This window comes from Eggerthella timonensis (assembly GCF_900184265.1).
GTDB lineage: Bacteria > Actinomycetota > Coriobacteriia > Coriobacteriales > Eggerthellaceae > Eggerthella > Eggerthella timonensis.
Window position 1 is genome coordinate 884,321 of record NZ_FXXA01000002.1, and the last position, 17,875, is coordinate 902,195.

General features: G+C 66.2%; 17 protein-coding genes. 15 read left to right on the forward strand and 2 right to left on the reverse strand.

Going from position 1 to position 17,875, the window contains the following annotated elements; genetic code table 11:
• The first annotated feature begins 55 nt into the window (after nucleotides 1–55).
• The 15 genes from phnG (at nucleotide 56) to C1A15_RS03745 (ending at nucleotide 16,525) form a co-directional block, all read left to right on the forward strand.
• Nucleotides 56–571, forward strand: coding sequence for a phosphonate C-P lyase system protein PhnG (phnG, locus tag C1A15_RS03675; protein ID WP_245864899.1), 516 nt, complete (start codon nucleotides 56–58; stop codon nucleotides 569–571).
• The gene (phnH, locus tag C1A15_RS03680; protein WP_101721312.1) at nucleotides 568–1,335 is read left to right on the forward strand and encodes a phosphonate C-P lyase system protein PhnH; all 768 of its coding nucleotides are present in this window, start codon (nucleotides 568–570) and stop codon (nucleotides 1,333–1,335) included. Before phnG ends, phnH begins: the two co-directional genes overlap by 4 nt.
• A complete protein-coding gene (locus C1A15_RS03685; protein ID WP_101721313.1) occupies nucleotides 1,336–2,508 on the forward strand; it encodes a carbon-phosphorus lyase complex subunit PhnI in 1,173 nt (390 codons plus the stop codon).
• On the forward strand, nucleotides 2,492–3,382 hold the full coding sequence (locus tag C1A15_RS03690) for an alpha-D-ribose 1-methylphosphonate 5-phosphate C-P-lyase PhnJ (protein ID WP_101721314.1): 891 nt from the start codon (nucleotides 2,492–2,494) through the stop codon (nucleotides 3,380–3,382). The genes C1A15_RS03685 and C1A15_RS03690 overlap by 17 nt, the downstream gene beginning before the upstream one ends.
• Nucleotides 3,375–4,235: an ATP-binding cassette domain-containing protein gene (locus tag C1A15_RS03695; RefSeq protein ID WP_101721315.1), complete on the forward strand. Its 861-nt coding sequence runs from the start codon at nucleotides 3,375–3,377 to the stop codon at nucleotides 4,233–4,235. Before C1A15_RS03690 ends, C1A15_RS03695 begins: the two co-directional genes overlap by 8 nt.
• Before the next feature lie 230 nt (nucleotides 4,236–4,465).
• Complete coding sequence (locus C1A15_RS03700; protein ID WP_101721316.1) at nucleotides 4,466–5,791, forward strand: alpha-D-ribose 1-methylphosphonate 5-triphosphate diphosphatase; 1,326 nt, start codon at nucleotides 4,466–4,468, stop codon at nucleotides 5,789–5,791.
• A 1-nt stretch (nucleotide 5,792) separates the two neighbouring features.
• The gene (locus C1A15_RS03705) at nucleotides 5,793–6,491 is read left to right on the forward strand and encodes a phosphonate C-P lyase system protein PhnL (protein ID WP_101721317.1); all 699 of its coding nucleotides are present in this window, start codon (nucleotides 5,793–5,795) and stop codon (nucleotides 6,489–6,491) included.
• Between the two features lie 5 nt (nucleotides 6,492–6,496).
• Entirely contained in the window at nucleotides 6,497–7,372 is an 876-nt protein-coding gene (gene phnPP, locus C1A15_RS03710; protein WP_101721318.1) for a phosphoribosyl 1,2-cyclic phosphate 1,2-diphosphodiesterase, read from the forward strand.
• Nucleotides 7,373–7,841: 469 nt separating this feature from the next.
• Entirely contained in the window at nucleotides 7,842–8,969 is a 1,128-nt protein-coding gene (locus C1A15_RS03715) for an SLC13 family permease (RefSeq protein ID WP_245864900.1), read from the forward strand.
• A 188-nt stretch (nucleotides 8,970–9,157) separates the two neighbouring features.
• The gene (locus C1A15_RS03720; RefSeq protein WP_101721319.1) at nucleotides 9,158–9,967 is read left to right on the forward strand and encodes an ABC transporter substrate-binding protein; all 810 of its coding nucleotides are present in this window, start codon (nucleotides 9,158–9,160) and stop codon (nucleotides 9,965–9,967) included.
• Between the two features lie 18 nt (nucleotides 9,968–9,985).
• Complete coding sequence (locus C1A15_RS03725; protein WP_101721320.1) at nucleotides 9,986–11,362, forward strand: amino acid ABC transporter permease; 1,377 nt, start codon at nucleotides 9,986–9,988, stop codon at nucleotides 11,360–11,362.
• Nucleotides 11,363–11,374: 12 nt separating this feature from the next.
• The gene (locus C1A15_RS03730) at nucleotides 11,375–12,133 is read left to right on the forward strand and encodes an amino acid ABC transporter ATP-binding protein (protein ID WP_101721321.1); all 759 of its coding nucleotides are present in this window, start codon (nucleotides 11,375–11,377) and stop codon (nucleotides 12,131–12,133) included.
• 821 nt (nucleotides 12,134–12,954) lie between these two features.
• Nucleotides 12,955–14,361 carry a cytochrome ubiquinol oxidase subunit I gene (locus tag C1A15_RS03735; RefSeq protein ID WP_101721322.1) on the forward strand — a complete coding sequence of 469 codons (1,407 nt, stop codon included), beginning with the start codon at nucleotides 12,955–12,957 and terminating at the stop codon, nucleotides 14,359–14,361.
• A 2-nt stretch (nucleotides 14,362–14,363) separates the two neighbouring features.
• Nucleotides 14,364–15,401, forward strand: coding sequence for a cytochrome d ubiquinol oxidase subunit II (gene cydB, locus C1A15_RS03740; RefSeq protein WP_101721323.1), 1,038 nt, complete (start codon nucleotides 14,364–14,366; stop codon nucleotides 15,399–15,401).
• Nucleotides 15,402–15,508: 107 nt separating this feature from the next.
• Nucleotides 15,509–16,525 (forward strand): DUF4190 domain-containing protein, encoded by a 1,017-nt coding sequence (locus tag C1A15_RS03745; RefSeq protein ID WP_101721324.1) that lies wholly within the window; start codon nucleotides 15,509–15,511, stop codon nucleotides 16,523–16,525.
• Nucleotides 16,526–16,528: 3 nt separating this feature from the next.
• On the opposite strand, the gene C1A15_RS03750 is transcribed toward C1A15_RS03745, so the two are convergent.
• Together C1A15_RS03750 and C1A15_RS03755 are read right to left on the reverse strand one after the other, a co-directional pair.
• Entirely contained in the window at nucleotides 16,529–16,972 is a 444-nt protein-coding gene (locus C1A15_RS03750) for a GatB/YqeY domain-containing protein (protein ID WP_101721325.1), read from the reverse strand.
• A gap of 80 nt (nucleotides 16,973–17,052) precedes the next feature.
• On the reverse strand, nucleotides 17,053–17,814 hold the full coding sequence (locus C1A15_RS03755; protein WP_101721326.1) for a prepilin-type N-terminal cleavage/methylation domain-containing protein: 762 nt from the start codon (nucleotides 17,812–17,814) through the stop codon (nucleotides 17,053–17,055).
• Between the last annotated feature and the right edge of the window lie 61 nt (nucleotides 17,815–17,875).

Below are 17,875 nucleotides of genomic sequence, written 5' to 3' on the forward strand. Positions count from 1 at the left end.
GCCTCGCTGACCTTACGAACGACCAGTAAAACGAAAACCAGATGGGAGTACTACTTTGTTGAAACGATACGAACGCACGCGCGCCCTCGTGGAGGGCGACCCCGCGCTGGCGCGGGTCATCGTGTGCGAGGTCGAACGCGAACAGGGCGCCGAAGCGCTCGTCGTGCTCGACGAGCCGCGCGAGGAACTGGTGATGGTGCAGGCGCGCGAAACGGCGCAGGGTAGCCTGTTCTTCCTCGGCGAGGCGCTCATGACGTCGTGCCGCGTGCGCTTGAACGACGCGGTGGGCCTCGGCCTCGTGCTGGGCAGCGACCGCTGCCGCGCCTACGAGCTGGCCGTGGTGGACGCGGCGTTCTCCGGAGCGGCCGGCGACGCGTGGGCTTCCCGCTGGGACGCACCGCTGCGCGCCGAGCTTGCGCGTGTCGAAGCCCGCGACGAGCGCGAGGCGCGCCGGACCGCGGCGACGAAGGTGGATTTCTCGACGCTGGACAAGCCAGTGGCTCGTCCAGTCCCTGACTATGCGCCCGAGCGGGCGCCCTCCGCTCGCTCGGCGAGCGGAGGTGAAGCATGATGATACGAGAAGACGCGGAGCTGCACCGCACCCAGCGGGCGTTCCGCTGCGTGCTCGACGCGTTCGCGCATCCGGGCACCGTGCACGAGATGGCGTCGGTGCCCGAGCATCCGGCGCGTCCCGCCTCGCTCGACGCGCCGTTAGAGCTGCTGACGCGCCTGTTCGTGGACCAGGCGGTGACGTTCTGCGTGGCCGATTCCGAGGCTGACGCCGCGGCCGCCTACCTCACGAGCGAGACGCACGCGCGCCGCGTGCCCCTGCACGACGCCGACTTCGTGGTGGTGCCCGCCCGCGCGGATGCGCAAACGGCGTGCGAGGCGGTGGCCGAGGCGTGCCGCGGCACGCTGCTCTCCCCGGAGAAGGGAGCCACCGTGCTCATGGGCTGCGCGCGCTTGGCCGACGTGCCCGAGGGCGGCGAGGTCGCCGAGCCAGCCGTGCACGTGGTGGCGCTGCGCGGGCCGGGCGTGGAGTGCGAGAACCGCTTCGCCGTCGACCGTGCCGACTGGGTGCGCGCTCGCGAGGCGCGCGGTGACGAATTCCCGTGCGGCATCGAGATCGTGCTGGTGGACCCGGATGGCCGCATCGTGGCCATCCCGCGCAGCTCCAGCGCGACCCTCGTCGGTGATCCCTCGTCGATGTTTCACATGAAACAATCGACGCAATGTAGTGCGATAAAGGAACAAATGTTTCACGTGAAACATTCCGATGTCGCGCTCGGCGCTTTCGACGCGTTAGACGCGTGCGCAGCAAAGGGGGTGTGCTAGATGGGCTACGTTGCCGTCTGCGGTGGTGGCAAAGCCATCGAGGAGAGCCTCAAGCTGCTGGAATACGAGCGCGTGAGCGCGTCGTCCGCCTGGGGCACCGACGAGATCGAGGGCACCTTCCCCGAGCTCGTCGATCAGGTGATGGGCGAGGCCTCGCTCTACGCGCCGCGCCTGGCCGCGCTGGCGCTTAAGCAGGCGCAGGGCTCCCCCGACGAGGCCGTGTTCCTGCTGCGCGCGTTCCGTTCCACGCTGGAGCGCCCCTACGTCTCGCGTCCGGTGGACACGGCGCAGATGCGCGTTGCCCGCCGCGTGTCGGCCGCGTTCAAGGACGTGCCCGGCGGCCAGGTGCTCGGCGCCACGCGCGACTACAGCCACCGGCTGCTGGCGTTCGATCTGGAAACCGAGGGCGCCGAGGAGCTGGCGGAGAAGCGCGCCGAGCTGGCCGCCCACTTCGAGGAGGCCGCCGAAGCGTCCGGGCGCGACGCCGCTCCCGCGGTCATGCCGCGCGTGCTGGACTACCTGCGCGCCCAGGGCCTGCTCGCGCACGTCGACGCCGACGACGCCGAGCCGGTGGACGCCACGATGGTGCCGCTGTCGTTCCCCGCGCCGCGCTCGGTGCGCTTGCAGACGCTCGCGCGCGGTATGACGCAGGCGGTGGAGGCGCTCGGCTACGCCGCCATCCGCGGCTTCGGTCCCGCGCACCCCACGGTGGGCGAGTTGCGCGCGGGCCGCGTGGCCGTGGCCGTGGACCATCCGCTCGAGGCGGGCGGCGCCGAGGACGCCTACTACCTGGGCTCCATCCCGGTGACCGAGGTGGAAAGCGTGTTCGAGGACGAAGGCGCGGCCGGCGGCGGCGCGGGCTCGGACGCGCGTTCCGACGACGACGGCCTGTCGCTGGCCATCGGCTACGGTCTCGTGTTCGGCCGCGCCGAGACGAAGGCCATCGCCATGAGCGTGCTCGATCACTGCCTCGAGCACGGAGATGCGCGGTTCCCCACCGAAGACGAGGAGTTCGTGCTCTACCACGTGGACGGCGTGGAAGCAACCGGCTTCATCTCGCACCTCAAGCTGCCCCACTACGTCACGTTCCAGTCGAAGCTGTCCAGCGTGCGCGGCACGCGCGATCAGTCCGCCGCCGAGCCGAAGGAGGCCAGCGATGCAGCAGCGCTATAACTACGCGTTCTTCGACGAGGCGTCGAAGCGCGAAATCCGCCGCGCCCTCGTCAAGGGCGTGTCCATCCCCGGTTACCAGGTTCCCTTCGCCTCGCGCGAGATGCCCATCGGCCGCGGCTGGGGCACGGGCGGCCTGCAGATCACGCTGGCCATCATCGGTCCCGACGACACGCTCAAGGTGATCGACCAGGGATCCGACGACAGCGTGAACGCCGTCAACATCAAGAAGCTCGTCGTGGACACCACCGACGTGGAGGTGACCGACGACACGGAATCGGCCACGCTCATCCAGTCGCGCCACCGTATTCCCGAGCATCCGCTCGACGAGGGCCAGATCCTCGTGCTGCAGGTGCCCACGCCCGAGCCGCTGCGCAGCTTCGAGCCCAGCGAGGCCGCCACCAAGCGCCTCCATGCCGAAGCCGACTACACCGGCGCATGGCTCGAGCTGTTCGACCAGATCGTGCGGTACGACGCTACCACGACCGGCGCCGACCACCCCGTGCTGGTGAACGGCCGCTACGTGATGGCCCCGTCGCCCATCCCGCGCTTCGACAACCTGAAGCTCAACCAGGCGCGGCACCTCACGCTGTTAGGAGCCGGCCGCGAGAAGAAGATCTACGCCGTGCCGCCCTTCACCGACGTCGTCCCCCTCGACTTCGAGGACTACCCCTTCGCGGTGGAGCGCTTCGACGGGAAGCGCTGCCGCCGTTGCGGCGCGACGGGCGTCTACCTCGACGAGCTCGTCGACGAAGCCACCGGCGAAACGTACTACCAATGCAACGACACCTCATGGTGCGCGCGTGCCCCACATGGGGACAGTCCCCATGTGGGACATCGCGCGCAGCGACGCGAGGAAGGAGCTCCCCATGCTTGATGCGCAACGATTCGGCGTCGACGAGGAGCCGTGCCTGTCGGTGCGGCACCTGTCGAAGCGCTTCGGGGCAGGATGCCCGCACTGCCTCGGCGCGGTCGCGCAGCTCGAGCGCAACGTGTGCCCGCGGTGCGGCACGGTGCACGCCGTGCGCGACGTGAGCCTCGACGTGTTCCCGGGCGAGATCGTCGGCATCGTCGGCGAGTCGGGCAGCGGGAAGTCGTCGCTCATGAAGTGCCTGTTCTTCGACGAGGAGGCCACGGAAGGAGACGTGCGTGCCCGCCCGTTCGACGGCGGCGCGGCGAACCTGCTGGAACGGTCGTCCCAGCATCAGCGCGCCATCCGCAACACGGTGTTCGGCATGGTGTACCAGAACCCCTACCTGGGGCTGCGCATGGATTTCTCCAGCCTGTCGAACATCGCGGAGCAGATGATCGCCGCCGGCAACCGCCACGTGGGCGCCATGCGCGATCGCGGCGAGGAGCTGCTCGAGCGCGTGAGCATCCCGCTCTCGCGAGCCGCCGAGCCGCCGCGCAACTTCTCCGGCGGCATGCAGCAGCGCGTGCAGATCGCCAAGGCGCTGTCGAACAACCCGCCCATCCTCCTGCTCGACGAGGTGACCACGGGACTCGACCTGTCCGTGCAGGCCGCCGTGCTCGACCTCATCCAGCAGATCCGTCGCGACTTCAACGTCAGCATGCTCGTGGTCAGCCACGATTTGGGCGTCATCCGCATGCTGGCCGACCGCACGCTCGTCATGCTGGACGGTCGCGTCATCGAAAGCGGCTTGACCGACCAGATCCTGGAAGACCCCCAGCACGCCTACACCCAGCAGCTCGTCTATTCGCTGCTCTGACGAGCAGCGAATAGCGCTGACGCTGCGGCGCGTCGGGGTGCACCGCCTTCGCGCGATGCCGAAGCCTTGCGTACCAAGGTACGCACCGCCTTCGCCATCCCACGAATTCGGCGCGCTCCAACGCCCCTCGCTGACTGACTACGCCAACCTGTACGCCCCTCATGCCGCCTGGCGGCGGCATGGACAGGTCGCCGAGCTCCTGTCCGACCAACCTCGAAAGGAACCTCTTCATGGACACCAATTCCTGCATCATTCGCGGAGGCACGGTGGTGTGCGCCGACCGCGTGCTCCCCGACTGCGACGTCGTGGTCATCGACGGGCGCATCGCCTCCATCGAGCCGGTGGGCGCGTCCGACTTCGACGCGCAGCCCGACGCCACGATGGGCGTGCTGCCCGTGGTGGACGCGCGCGGCGCGTACGTGGCGCCCGGCCTCATCGACATCCACTCGGACTACGTGGAGAACGTGGCCTCGCCGCGTCCGAGCGTGGTCATGGACCTGTCCACGTCGCTGTACAAGGCCGACCGCGAGCTCGTGTCGCACGGCGTGACCACCATCTTCCACTCGCTGTCGGTGTACGGCGCGCACGTCTTCGACCACAAGCCCATCCGCAACTTCGGCAACGTGAGCGCCCTCATCGATCGCGTGGCGGGCCTGCGCGAGGGCGAGGAGCGCGACCACCTCATCCGCCACCGCCTGCACATGCGCGTCGAGCTGGACTCGGTCGATCTGTACGACGACATCGAGGGCTTTTTGCGCTCGGGCAAGGTGGACCTCGTGTCGTTCATGGACCACACCCCGGGGCAGGGCCAGTACCGCGACCTGCTCGTGTTCGGCGACACGCTCAAGGGCTACCGCGACGTCAGCGACGAGGAGGTGCGCGCCATCGTGCGCCAGCAGCAGGAGAGCGAGAAGCTCACGTACGCGCAGATCGCCGCGCTGGCGAGCGTGGCCCGCGAGCGCGGCGTGTCCATCGCCTCTCACGACGACGACAGCGAGGACAAGCTGGCGTTCATGGACGGCCTCGAAGCCACCATTTCCGAGTTCCCCATCTCGCTCGACATCGCGCGCGCGGCGCGGGCACGCGGCATGCACACCATCGCAGGCGCGCCGAACGTCATGCTGGGCCGCAGCCATTCGGGCAACCTGAGCGCGCGCGAGGCCGTGCAGGCTGGCGCCATCGACGTGCTGTGCAGCGACTACTACCCGGCGGCGCTGCTGGACGCGGTGTTCACCCTGCGCGATGCGTGCGGGCTCGACATCGCCAAGGCGTTCGCGCTCGTCACCATCAACCCGGCGAAGGCCGCGGGGATTGCCGACGAGGTGGGCTCCATCGCGGTGGGGAAGCGGGCCGACGTGCTGCTCGTGCGCGAGATCTCGTGCGGTTCGTCCTGCGACGGCGCGGCGCGCACGATGCCCGTGGTCACGCGCGCGTTCGTGGGCGGGCGCTCGGTGTTCCGCTCGCACTATCCCGATCAGCCGTGCGGGTACGGGCGCGACACCGAGCAGCTCGTCTCGTTCGAGCAGCTGTCCCGCCCCCTGGTCGAGGCGGTGTAGCATGGCGCTCCTCGAAATCGACGGCCTGTCGAAGACGTTCCTGCTCCATCGCGTGAACCGCCGCGTGCAGGGGTGCCAGGACATCGACTTCGCCATCGAACCGGGCCAGTTCGTGGGCATCACGGGCCGCAGCGGCAGCGGCAAGTCCACCATCCTGCGCTGCATCTGGCGCACGAACCTGCCCGAGCGCGGCCGCATCCTGTACGACTCGCAGCGCTTCGGCATGCTCGACCTGGCGCAGGCCACGCAGCGCCAGATGCTGTACCTGCGCGCCTACGAGCTGGGGTACGTCTCGCAGTTCCTCAACGCGCTGCCGCGGCAAACGGCCTACGACATCGTGCTGAAAAGCGCGCTCGAGGCGTACGGCGCGGACGAGCGCCCCCGCGCCGAGCAGGAGACCGAGCGCATGCTGCGCCACTTCGACCTCGACGAGAACCTGTGGGAGCTGTATCCCCGCACGTTCTCGGGCGGCGAGAAGCTGCGCCTCAACATCGCCGCCGCCATGATCAAGCGCCCGCGCCTGCTGCTGCTCGACGAGCCCACCGCCTCGCTCGACAACGCGTCGAAGCTCAAGGTACGCGCCCTCATCGAGCAGCTGAAAGCCGAGGGCACCACGATGCTCGGCATCTTCCACGACCTCGAATTCATGGAAGGCTTGTGCGATCATGAGTTCAACATGCAGGAAGGGATGATGGCGTGAGGGATATGCGGCGAACGGATGTTTCGCGTGAAACATCGGGCGAAGCAGTGCTGGCGCCGGGGCTTGCCGACGGCGCGCCCGGGGCGCTCGGCAAAACCGACTTCCACGTGCATTCGACGATGTCCGACGGTTCGGACACGTTCGAGCAGGTGCTCGCCCAGGCGCGCGAGCGCGGCCTCGAGCGCCTGGCGTTCACGAACCACGACACCACCGCCGGGTTGGCCGCGGCGCGCGAGCTAGGCGAGCGGATGGGCGTGCAGGTGGTGGGCGGCATCGAGGTGAGCGCATACGACTTCGAGCGCGGGCGCAAGGTGCACATCTTGGGCTTGGGGCTCGAGGGGGGCGCGCCCGCCCTGGCGGCCTTGTGCGGACCCGTGTTGGAGCGGCGCAACGCGAACTCGCTGTGGCAGCTCGACCGGCTGGTGGAAGCGGGCTACGCGGTGGACGCGGAACGCGCGCTGGAGCTGGGTCGCGCCTCGACGTGCCTGTACAAGCAGCATATCATGGCGGCGCTCACCGACGAGCAGTATACGAGCGAGGGCTATCGCGCGCTGTACCGCAGCCTGTTCAAGAACGGCGGCATCTGCGATCGCGACATCGACTACGTGGATGCGCACGACGCGGTGCGCGCCATCGTGGAAGACGGCGGCTTGGCCGTGCTCGCGCATCCTGGTCAGCTCGACAGCTACGACCTGCTTCCCAGCCTCGTGGCATGCGGCCTCGGCGGCATCGAGCGCTTCCACCCCGACCACGGCCCCGCCGACCACGCGCGCTGCGCGGATCTGGCCGAACGCTACGGCCTCGTATGCACCGGCGGCTCCGACTACCACGGGGCGTTCGGGTCGGTGGAAAGCGTGGGCGTGCGGCCCGTGGGCGCGTAGGCCGAGGGTTGCGATCCCTTCGCCCCGCCCGTTGCATGCATCCGCTTGGCAGAGATCGCACGATATGAACGATTTTTCGCTTTGATTCTCTCGGTCGATTCGGAAAACCCCAGGTCGCAAAAAGTTAGCCATGGATATTCTCGTTCATATCGCGTATTCTCTGCCAACGTGGCTCGCACCTGGCATCCGATGCCGAGTCGAAGCGGGTGCGGGGCGGTCGCGATGAGCACAGCGGCGAACGGGCGGCGCGGCCCCGGTTGTGCCGCACGCGCCGACGCGATACACTGATGGCATGATGCACGGTTCGACACCGCCCGACGCACGCAACGCCCCTGATGCAAGGGGCGTTTTCGCGTGCAGGGAATCGGTTGCCGTTCGCGCCTCGGGCAAGGCCGCGGCACCCGACCGTTCTGCGGATCGCCCGCGCGCCGCGGTTGCCGCCTGCGCCCGTTTCGCGCGGACCCACGCAGTGCTGCTCGTGTCGGCGACGGTGGCGGCGGCCACTATGCTGGCCGTGCCGCCCGATGCCGCCTACCTGGGGTACTTCGACCTGAAAACGCTCGCCTGCCTGTTCGGCATCCTCGCCCTCGTGGGGGCGCTGCGCAATGCGGGCGTGTTCGAGGCCACGGCCCGCGCGATGGTGGCGCGCTTCTCCACCTGTCGCGCCGCGATCGCGGCCATCGTGGGCATCACGCTCGTGCTTTCGATGATCGCCACGAACGACATGGCGCTCATCATGATGCTGCCCCTCTGCGCGGCCACGCTGCTCAAGGCGGGGTGGGAGCGCGCGCTGCCCTTCGCCTTCATCATGCAGAGCCTCGCGGCGAACCTCGGCGGCATGATCGTGCCGTTCGGCAACCCGCAGAACCTCTACCTGTTCGAGCGCTTCTCCATCCCGCTCGCGGATTTCCTCGCGGTCATGGCGCTGCCGTTCGCCGTGTCGGTGCTGCTCATCGGCGTATGCTGCGCCGTGTTCGCGAAGCCCGCGCCCCGCGACCCCGAAGCGCGCCTCGCGCCTCGCGCCTCCGAGCAGCCTCCCGCGACCGTCGATCGCCGCCGCGCCCTCGCATGCGGGGCGCTGCTCGTGCTGGTCATTGCCTCGGTGTTCCGCCTCGTGCCGTACCCGGTGGCGCTCGTCGCCGTCGTGTCGGTGCTGCTCGCACTCGACCGCCGCGCCCTGCGGTCGGTGGACTTCGGGCTGCTGCTCACGTTCGCGTGCTTCTTCGTGTTCGCGGGAAACATGGCGCGCATGCCTGCCGTCGACGAGGTCCTGTCGCAGGCGATGGCAAGCAACGCGCTGCTGGCCAGCGCGGGAGCCAGCCAGGTCATCAGCAACGTTCCTGCTGCGGTGCTGCTGTCGCATTTCACCGACAGCTACGAGGCGCTGCTCGTGGGCGTGAACATCGGCGGCGCGGGCACGCTCGTGGCTTCGCTCGCCAGCCTCATCACCTTCAACCAGTACCGTGCGGTCAAAGCCGCGTTCGGCCGCCGCCCCGAGATCGCGCGCCAGACGGCGGGCGGCTTCGTCGCGCGCTTCACCGCGTTCAACGCGAGCTTCCTCGCGGTGCTCTACCTCGTATGCGCCCTGTGGTCCTGATGCTCCACCGCTTTAGAGCACTAAACCGCACAGGCTCTCGAAACGACCGCTCGGGGGTCATCACGCCCAGCTAACCCCTCTCTTGGCGCGCCGCCCTTTGATAAAGGGCGCGCGGGGTCGTATAGTAGTGCACCTGCATCATACTTATACCTGTTTGAGAAAAGCGGATGCAGTGAAAGGGGAGGATCATGAACATCAAGAAATGGGGCGCTCTCATCGCCGCAGGCGCGTTGGCGGCATCGCTCACGCTGTTCGGCTGTTCGTCCGGCACAGGCGACCAGGGAAGCACCACCAGCGCCGGCGGAACCGACGCAGGCTACACGCTCATCAACGACGGCAAGCTGACGGTGGCCGCCTCGCTCGACTTCCCGCCGTTCGAGAACCTCAACGGCGACAAGCCCGAAGGCTTCGAGGTTGACCTCATGGGCCTGCTCGCCGAGGAGCTGGGCGTCGAGGTCAACTACCTGCCGTCCACGAAGTTCGACACCATCGTGCCGCTCATCAAGACCGGCGGCAAGGCCGACGTGGGCGTGTCGGGCATCACCATCAACGACGAGCGCCTGGAATCGGTCGACTTCACCGATCCCATCTGCGACGTGAACCAGAGCATCACCGTGCTCAAGGACGCGGGCATCACCGACGTCGCTCAGCTCGAGGGCAAGAAGGTGGGCGCCCAGACCGGCACCACCGGCTACGAATGGGCCGCCGAGAACATCAAGGACGTCGAGATGGTGGGATTCGACGAGATGACCGCCATATTCGCTGCGCTGCAGTCCGGTCAGATCGACGCGATCGCCGTGGATTGGCCCGTGGCGAACTACTACGTGAAGACCGCGTACGCCGACTGCGAGATCATCAAGGAGATCCCGACGGGCGAGCAGTACGCCATCGCCGTCAGCAAGGAGAACCCCGAGCTCACCAAGGCCCTCAACAAGGCCATCAAGGCGGTGCGCGAGAACGGCAAGTACGACGAGCTCGTAGCCACGTGGCTCCAGTAATCCGCGGATAGAACGAACATGCTACCTCTATTCTCGCATGCGAGAAAGAACGTCGTCGGCGTCGCTGTGGCTTTGGTCGCGGCGGCGTTGGCGCTTTCTTTCGCGCTGCCGATTCAGGCGCACGCGCTGGACGTGGAGCGCTGGACGGCCAAGCCGAACAAAGACGGCGACAGCACCACCGTCATGGGCGCCACGGCGACCCGCGTCACGTGGCAAGGCCAGTCTGCCGAAGACGAATCCATCGCGTCGGTGGTTCTCGAGATGCCCGAAGGCACGGCCGTCGAGGCCGAGAACGTGAAGACCACGGTCATCGCTGACCTCGATCGCCTTGAGGCGAGCTCTCAGACCACGGTGGAGGGAACCACCGTCACCGTGGCGCTCGACGAGCCCGCGCCGGCAGGCGCGCTCGTGATGATCGAGCTCAACCGCACGTTGCTCCCGGGCGGCGGCGGGACGTTCGGCCTGGCGGGCAGCTATACGACGGCTGACGGGCAGCAGCACGACATGCCCGCGACCGATCAGACGATCACCGTGGTGGGCACGTCGCCCGCCGAGCAGCTCTCGTCGTGGCTGGGCGCTCAGGAGTGGGTGCAAGCGTGGAACTCCAACAAGTTCCTCAACCTGTTCTTCAATCCCACGCTCATCGTCACGTCGGTGCCGGCGCTCGTCGCAGGCTGGCTCATCTCCATCGGCATCGTCATCGTCAGCTTCCCGCTGTCCATCCCGCTGGGTTTGATCTGGTCGTTTTTGCGCATGGCGAAGAGCCGCATCCCGCGCGCCATCGGCGCCACGTACATCAACATCGTGCGCGGCACGCCGCTGTTCCTGCAGCTGTACATCGCGTTCTTCGGCCTGCCGCTCATGGGCTTGCAGGTGGACAACTTCGTGCTGGGCGCCATCGTGCTGGTGATGAACTCGAGCGCGTATCTGGCCGAGATCTTCCGCGCGGGCATCCAGTCCATCAACAAGGGGCAGTTCGAGGCCTCGCGATCGCTGGGCATGAACGGCGCGCAAACCATGCTGTTCGTCATCATCCCGCAGACCGTGCGGCGCGTCATCCCGACGATGACCAGCGAGTTCATCCTCATGTACAAGGATACCTCGCTCTTGGCGGCCGTGGGCGTGACCGAGCTCATGATGTACGCGAAGACGATCACGGCCGCGACGGGCAACGTGACGCCCTACATCGTGGCCGCGGGCTTCTACCTCATCGTCACCATTCCGCTGACGAAGCTCATCAACTCGATGGAGCGCCGCATGGCGGGAGGGCGCCGGCGCAAGAAGAACGTCACCATCACGTCGGAAGAGGCCGTGCTGCCCGACTCCGACGCCGCCGTGTCCAAGAGCCTGCGCATGTCCGAGACGCTGGCCGGCTCCAACCATATCAGCCATTAAGGAGGTGCGGATATGAGCGAAGAAACCAAGCAAGCGACCGGCGAGCCGGTGGTCCGCATCGAGGGGCTGCGCAAGGCGTTCGGCGACAACGTGGTGCTGCGCGGCATCGATCTCGAGGTGCAGCGCGGCGAAGTGGTGGTCATCCTGGGGCCGTCCGGTTCCGGCAAGTCTACGCTGCTGCGCTGCGTGAACCTGCTGGAAACGCCCACCGAAGGGCGCATCTTCTTCGAGGACACCGAGATCACCGCGAAGAAGACCGACATCAACAAGGTGCGCGCCAAGGTGGGCATGGTGTTCCAGAACTTCAACCTGTTCCCGCACCTCACGGCGAAGAAGAACGTCATGCTCGCGCAGCAGAAGGTGCTGCACCGCGCCCGCGAAGAGGCCGAGAAGATCGCCGTCGAGCAGTTGACCCGGGTGGGGCTGGCCGATCGCGTGGACTACAAGCCCTCCGAGCTGTCGGGCGGCCAGCAGCAGCGTGTGGCCATCGCCCGTGCGCTGGCCATGGACCCGCACGTGATGCTGTTCGACGAGGCCACGAGCGCACTCGATCCCGAGCTCGTGCGCGACGTGCTGAGCGTCATGAAGGGGCTGGCGAAGGGCGGCATGACCATGATCGTGGTCACCCACGAGATGGGCTTCGCTCGCGACGTGGCCGACCGCGTCATCTTCATGGACGGAGGCTTCATCGTGGAGCAGGGTACCCCCGAGGATGTCTTCGACCATCCGAAGTCCGATCGAACGAAGGACTTCCTGGGCCACATCTCGTGATCCCCGCCGCGCCCCGCCGTCCGACCTGGCCGGCGGGGGCGCGGCGCGCGCGGGAGCGTGGGCGCACATCGAGGGCTGTGACAATTTCCCGAGCGGTTTCCGTTCCGGCCAACGAAGAAAGGCCAGGTGGCGTTTCGCGGCGCCGTCTGCAGAGGCGGTTTCGGGCCCTCGATTTTGCCATGGCTGCCGATTTGCGCCCAACGTGGCAGGGCGGTAGGTCGGCCCCCCTGCTCCCGACCTCCCCGCGCGGCGGAAAAATTACGCGTCAAGCAAATAGCGAACGAATGTTTCACGTGAAACATCGCGCGATTGAACGGGGGCGTTCCGGCCGGGGACGGCGCATGATCGAATAGGATGCGGATGCGGCATCGGCCACCCAAGTGCGGCTCCGATGCGCAGTTTTCACCCAAATGTTGCGGATCCAGCCTCAGCAGCCTGCACGCCTTCTCGGATAGCGAGCGTTTCCCCAGATCGCCCTTTGTCTCGCCGCCTTATGTGCTGCCGCGTGCCGCGAAACCGTACCCTTTGGGTGAAAACTGCACAGAGACGGAGCAGGAAAGCTTGCTTGGAGTTATGTGTCAAGCAGGGAAACCAGCACGGATGCTTCGCGTGAAGCGTCCGGTGTGCTTGGTTGGCGCCTTCGGCCGTCGGCGGTGCTTCGGACGCCCCCCATGCATCCTGCGCCCCGCGCACTGCCTACGCGCCCCGCGCACCCAATTCCCCTAAAAATGTTATTCCTCCAATAACATTTTTTCTACGAATGGTGATACAATGACCACCATAGACATCTGTCGGTACAGACGAGAGTAAGGGGGTGTGCGATGGATATCTTCTCCGATCCCGTGCTTCTGGCGCGCATTCAGTTCGCTTGCACGGCGGCATATCACTTCATTTTTGTGCCGTTGACCATCGGTTTGGGACTTATCCTTGCCATCAACGAAACACGGTACTACCGCTCGCGCGATCCTAAGGACGCGGCGGCTACCAAATTCTGGGTGAAGATCTTCACCGCGACGTTCGTGTTGGGTTTGGCCACGGGCATCACGATGGAGTTCTCCTTCGGAACGAACTGGGCGGACTACTCGAGGTTCGTCGGCGACATCTTCGGTGCGCCGCTGGCCGCCGAGGCGCTGCTCGCGTTCTTCCTCGAGTCGACGTTCCTGGGCGTGCTGCTGTTCGGCCGCAAGCGCGTGTCGCCGAAGTTCTACATGGTGTCGTCTTGGCTCGTGTGGTTCGGCTCGGCCCTGTCGGCCCTGTGGATCCTCATCGCTAACTCGTGGATGCAGACGCCGGCCGGCGCGGAGCTGTCCGCCGACGGCTCGAAGGCCGTCATCACCGACTTCCTCACCGCGGCAATGAATCCCTCGGTGTGGCCGCGCTACTCGCACACCATCGTCGCCGTGCTCATCATGGGCGCGTTCGTGGCCATGGCCGTGTCCGCGTGGTACCTCATCAAGAAGCGCCACACCGACTTCGCCATGAAGACGATGAAACTGGGCGCCGTCGTAGGCATCGTGGTCAGCTGCGTCATGCTGGTCACCGCACACTCGTCCGCCGTGGTGGTGGCCGAGGAGCAGCCTACGAAGCTGGCCATGATGGAGGGCATGTACGACTCCGAAGTGCCCCCGCTGTACGCATTCGGCTGGGTTGACGAAGAGAACCAGAAGGTCATCAGCCCGTTCTCCATCCCGGGCGGCACGAGCTTCCTCGCCACCGGCGCATGGGACACCGAGTACGAAGGCCTCAACGAGCTGGCCGCTTCCGCCGAGTACGGCGCTATCGACCCCGAGACCGCTCCCGTGAACTTCGTGTTCCAGACCTACCACCTCATGGTGGCGATGTACGGCCTCATCATGCTCACGATCATCCTCGCGCTCGTGTTCACGCTGCGCGGCGGCAAGATCCAGAACATGAAGTGGCTGCAGCGCCTCGTGCTCATCTCCCCGGTGTTCCCGCTCATCGCCATCCAGGCGGGCTGGTTCACGGCCGAGGTCGGTCGCCAGCCATGGGTGGTGTACCCGTCCGCGACCGGCCCCGACGGCGTGAGCCTGCTCACGAGCGAAGGCGTGTCGCAGTCGGTGTCCGCCCCCGAGCTCATGATCACGATGGTGCTGTTCCTCGTGGTGTACGCGTTCCTCATGGTGGCTTGGGCTCGCACGATGGGCCGCTTCATCAAGGAAGGTCCCGTCGTCGAGACCGAAGTTGCCGCTGCGAAGGGAGGTGAGTAGTCATGGAAATCACGTTCTTCCAGGGGCTTTGGTTCCTCCTGATCTTCGTGCTGATCGCTGGCTACTTCGTCCTCGACGGGTTCGACCTGGGCGCGGGCGTGCTGTATCCCTTCGTCGCGAAGGGCGATAAAGAGCAGGCCGTCGTGCGCACGAGCATCGGGCCCGTGTGGGACGGCAACGAAGTGTGGCTGCTCACCGCAGGCGGTGCGCTGTTCGCAGCGTTCCCGGCGGCGTACGCCACCACGTTCTCCGGGTTCTACCTGGCGGTTATGCTGGTGCTGTTCGGCCTGATCGTGCGCGCCGTGTCCGTGGAGTATCGCGGCCACGACCTCAAGTGGGCGAAGGTGTGGGACATCTGCTTCTTCATCGGCTCGCTGCTGCCGGCTCTGCTGCTGGGCGTTGCCGTGGGCAACATTTACGCGGGCATTCCCATGAGCGCCAACGGCGACTACACCGGCATCCCGCTGCTGGGCCTCATCACGCCGTTCACGCTGCTGTGCGGCCTGCTGGGCCTGTCGATGTTCCTGGCGCAGGGCGCAACCTGGCTGTCGCTCAAGGCGCCGAAGCCCAGCGATTTGCAGGCGCGCGCCGCGAAGCTGCGCTTCCCGTTGCAGATCGTCGCGCTCGTGCTGTTCGTCGCGGTGACGGCGTTCGCCCTCACGGGCATCCAGCCGGCGATGGACCCGATGCTCGGCGCGGTGCGCTGGGTGCTGGCCGTCCTATTCGTGGTCGCCATCGGCGCGTCGATCTTCTTCGCGAATAAGAAGGACTGCGACCTGGGCGCGTTCATCGCCCAGTCCGGCGCGGCCGTGCTGCTCGTGTTGCTGCTGGCGGCTTCGATGTTCCCGAACTTCGTGTTCTCGGCATCCGATAGCGTCGGGGGAGTCATCACGGCCATGAACGCCTCGTCGTCCGAGCTGACGCTTATGTGGATGACTATCATCACGTGCGTCGGTTTGCCGCTCGTGCTGATCTACCACGTCATCATCTACCGCACGTTCCGCGGTCGCGTGAAGGACGAGGATTTGGCGCACTACTAGGCCGGCCTCGCCTCAACGAAAGCTCTATCTTCGCGAAGCCCTCGGAAACCCGAGGGCTTCGCTTACGTTATACTGTCGGCAACGACAAACAAGAGAGGGAATCAACCATGGACGACCAGACTCAGCCGCAGCCGCCCCAGCAGCCCGTTCCGCCTGCGACCCCGACGCCGGCACCGACCCAGCCGACCCAGCCGGCAAGCCCCTACGCGCAGCCGACCGCGCCCGTTCCCGGAACCGCGCCTTACGGCCAGCCGCAGCAACCCGGTCAGCAGCCGAGTGCCCAGCCTACGGGATACTATCAGCCCACTGCGCCGCAATCCAACGGCAAAGCCGTCGGCGCGCTGGTATGCGGCATCCTGGCCATCCTGTTCTCGGCGACGATCGTGCTGGGCATCGTGCTGGGCATCGTCGCCATCGTGCTTGCCGTGCAGGCTGTCAAAGCGGCGGGGAAGGACGGCAAGGCGACCGGCGGCAAGGTGTGCGGCATCGTCGGCATCGTGCTGTCCGTGTTGGCGTTTTTCCTGTACGTGGTGCTGGGCCTGGGCATGCTCGCGTTCGTGGCCGCCTACGACGACGTCGAATACCATTCTTCTTCCACCTCCGACCTGTCCGCCATCACGGAGGGCGACCAGCAAATGGAAGCCGCGATGACCGACAAGCTCGACCTGCTGAAGAACAAGGACGCCGCTACCATGCAGCAGATCGCCGTCGAGGCCGACGAGCAGCTGGCCGACGCCACGGGCTACAGTCTGACCGATCTCGGCATCGATCCCGCAGCGTTCGTCGAATGGATGCTGACCGACTTCGATTACCAGCTTGACGGCGCGTACGACAACGGCGACGGCACGGGCATCGCCTATGCCGACGTGACGCTGCGCGACTCGATGGCCTTCGCTACCACGTTCATGGATGATGCCCAGGCGGCCATCGACGCCGGCGAGATGCAGACTCTCGACGAAGCCGGCGCGAAGGCCCTCCTCGGCGAGCTCTACCAGGCCGCCATGGACAAGACCACCGCCATGACCACGAACTACGTGAGTCTCGACCTCGTCAAAACCGGCGACTCCTGGCAGGTGGACCAAGACTCCTGGTCCGATGAGCTCGACTACCTCTTCGGGCTGTAGAGCCTACGACAACTTCTGACCGAGTTCTTTCGCGGCGGCAGCTTTATCGAAGTTGCCGCCCGTTTTTTGCGTGAGCGCGCCCATGACGCGGCCCATGTCCTTCTTCGTGGAGGCGCCCGTCTCGGCCAGCACCTCGTCGATGAGGGCGATCAGCTCGTCGCCGGACACCTGCTTGGGCAGGTAGCTTTCCAGAATGGCCACCTGGGCGGCGAGGGTGTCGGTGCGCTCCTGGTCGTTGCCGGCCTTGATGGAGCCGTCGAGCGTCTCCCTCGTCTGCTTGATCAGGCGCTTGAGCATGGCGTCCACGTCGGAGTCCGTGATGTCGCGGCGCTCGTTGACCTCGATGTTCTTGATCTCGCCGTGTACCTGGCGAAGGATGGACAGCTTCGGCTTGTCCTTCGCGCGCATCGCGTTCTTGATTTCGTCTTGCAGCTCGTCGTAGCGCATGGGAAACCTCGTTTCACTCGCAGGTTTAATCCGCCTGAGTATACTGCACAAACAAATGTTTCACGTGAAACACTCGGAACCTAGGCCGATTTGACGAACTTGTCGCCTTCGAGCGTGACCGGCGTGCCGGTTTCAAGGAGCTTGATCAGCTTTTCCTCGGCTCCGTTGCCGTACATGGAGATGCCTTCCACCTTGGGGAGCTCGTACCACTGTCCAGGCGTTCCGTAGAGGCCGTTGTTGTCGCATAGGTACTTTGCTCGCCATGAGTTGCTGTTTTCAATCGTCGACGTTGGCCCGGCGTACAGAAAAGCGTTCGCCGCGCTGTTGTTGTAGCTTTTGAACTGGAGATAGTACGTCTCCTTATCGAGCCCCTTCACGGGGGGCCAGGACGTGAGGCCCTTGTCGGCGGCGTACGCTTTTCGGGCGCTCTCGTCGCCGGTGTACGGCCCGTCGTACGTTGCGAGCCAGCCTCCTAGCTCGTCGTCGAGCCCCAGCCCGTGCTTGCTGCACGTGACGATGGCGGCGCCGTTCGACGTGAACGTGGCGGTGTAGTTTCCTCCGCTCGGGCACAGCACGTCGTTGTTTTGCTTCTTGAGCTGCGCGACGCACGTGTCGAACAGCGTTTGCTGGGAGTCGCGGTTCTGGTCGAGCAGCCAGGCGGTCGTGTACATGCTCTTCACCGAGCGGCGGTTTGCGTCGCAGGTGGCTTCCTCGGTGCTTCCCAGCGCGCCCGTGAACACGGGGATGGCGACGGCCACGAGGACGGCCACGATGGCCACCACCACGAGCAGTTCGGCCAGGGTGAACCCGGCGGTGCGGTATGCGGACGAGCGATGCGACATGGATGCTCCTTCATGATTGGCAGCATCATAGCCGGTCTTGCTCCTGCGCACAACGCATGCG